Origin of the sequence: Winogradskyella wichelsiae, assembly GCF_013403925.1 — a bacterium.
Taxonomy (GTDB): Bacteria; Bacteroidota; Bacteroidia; order Flavobacteriales; family Flavobacteriaceae; genus Winogradskyella; species Winogradskyella wichelsiae.
This window is the reverse complement of the sequence record NZ_JABFDJ010000032.1, coordinates 1-2,201: the sequence shown is the minus strand read 5'-3', so window position 1 is coordinate 2,201 and position 2,201 is coordinate 1. Positions and strand designations below refer to the sequence as shown.

Genomic DNA, 2,201 nt, shown 5'->3' with positions numbered 1-2,201 from the left:
CGAAAAAATAATGTAAATTTACCTGAACTTACGATTTAAGAACTGACCTAGTTCAAACTATTTTTTGCCTTCTAAACGGCTGAAAAAAAAATCTTTTGAACGTCTAAATATTAACCAAAAAGAGTCAACCTATATCAGTATAATACAAAAACCGATAACGAATGAAAAGTATTTATGATACATTAAAAGAAAATCCCGAATTGGTTACATTTTTTTTAGCTACTTCATTTACTGCTATCGGATTTATAGCTAAAACTTTTATAGATACTTTTTTAGAGAATAAGAGATACAGGAAAGAAATAAAAAAAACATATTGGACAGAAAAATTAGAGGCGGCAAAAAAAACATCTGAATTCTATTATGAACAATTGGAACTAATAGGACTTATGATTCATCAAATTGACATACAAATAGAACAAGGTTTTTTCGGTCCTCTTTCGGAATCCACTCAGTCGACAATAGACAAAATAGCTGAACGAACTTTAAACCCAAAGTCTTTAGAGCATCATCATATTCATATGTTCTACGATATTGACACATCATACTTTGACAAACTGAATACCGAAACCTACAAGATTTTTCAAGAAATGGAAAGAATAGATTTTAAAGAATCTGACTCTGACGAGATTTTCAGGAAAAAAATAGGCAAATACAAAGAGTTTTTACTTCAAATGAAACAGAAACACGAAGAGAAAAAAATAAAATATAAAGAGCATTTGAAAGAAATAAGAAATGATTTAAACGAATTTGCAAAATAACGTGGTACAACACCGTGTATAATTAATTGCTGTTTTCTTCTCTACTTGCGAATATTCCTGCGGAATATTCACGGGTTCGTAAAAGTTTGCTAACTTAGTTGCTAAACCACGCAACTAACCATACACAAACACGTTGGCAATAATTATGAGAGAAACATTTTATATATTAACAGTCATTCTTCTTTTAACATCTTGTAAAGAAGAAAAAAGAACAATTGAAAAAATTGATTTTGAAACAAATTATAAATTTTCTTCAGTAATTGAGAATGAGACTTCTAAAGATACAGTCAATTGGAAATATCAAAAATCTGCAACAAGTTATGCTACAAAAGGAGACTATAAAAATGCTTTAATTCAGTATGATTTAGGAATGGGAGGAAAAGAAAAAAACTTTTCAAAAAGACAAATAGATTCTATAAATAATAAATATGAAAAAGTTAATGCTCGAAATTATATTATAGAAAAAGCAAAAGAAAATCAAATAGTAATCATAAACGAAGCTCACCATAATTCGTTTAATCGTGTATTTACAAAATCACTTCTTAAAGAATTATACGATAATGGATATACTAATTTGGGACTTGAAGCCTTAACCAATAATGACAGCTTAAATACAACTCTAAATAATAGAAAATATCCAGTACAAAAAACAGGATATTATATAAAAGACCCTCAATTTGGGAATTTAGTTAGAGATGCTTTAGATATTGGTTATAATTTATTTGCTTATGAAAATATGGGAAAAGGTAGTGGAAAGCCAAGAGAAATTGAGCAAGCAAAAAATATTCAAAAAGTAATCGACTCAAAGCCGAATGAAAAGTATTTAATTCATTGTGGTTATGACCACGCATTAGAAGGAAATCACGATTACTGGGAAAAAGCTATGGCAAGTAGATTAACTGAATATACAGGAATAGATCCTTTGACAATAAATCAAACTAAATTTAGTGAAAGAGGAACATCAGAATTAAATCAACCATTTTTAAAAGCCCTTAACATATCAGAATCTACTGTTTTAATAGATAAAAACAAAAACCCTTTAAAATATGAACGTGGTGAAGCTTTCACAGATATTGTCGTGTTTCATCCAAATACAGAATATATTAATAATAGACCTAATTGGCTATTTGAAAATGGAAATAAAAATGTTTCTATATTGCTAAACGACATTCAAATTGAATTTCCAGTTATGGTTTTAGCATTCAAAAAAGGAGAAGATATAAATTTCGCAATTCCAGTTGACATTACAGAAGCAGAAAATAAAACAGAAAACTGTAATCTTGGTTTGAAAAAAGGAACTTATGAAATTGTAGTTACCAATGGAAAAGAGTCCTTTAAATTTGAACAGAAAGTAAAATAACTATTGCAACAAAGTACTGTGGTAAAAAACAAGTAAAAACTTATTAATTTATTGCTAAAGTACTTCTGTAATTATTATCATAG

2 protein-coding genes are annotated in these 2,201 nt (G+C 28.3%); both read left to right on the top strand.

Features of this window, described 5'->3' with window-relative positions; translation table 11 throughout:
• The first annotated feature begins 161 nt into the window (after positions 1–161).
• Positions 162–758: a hypothetical protein gene (locus HM985_RS17035; RefSeq protein ID WP_179377407.1), complete on the top strand. Its 597-nt coding sequence runs from the start codon at positions 162–164 to the stop codon at positions 756–758.
• A 145-nt stretch (positions 759–903) separates the two neighbouring features.
• On the top strand, positions 904–2,118 hold the full coding sequence (locus HM985_RS17030) for a hypothetical protein (protein WP_179377406.1): 1,215 nt from the start codon (positions 904–906) through the stop codon (positions 2,116–2,118).
• Positions 2,119–2,201: the final 83 nt, after the last annotated feature.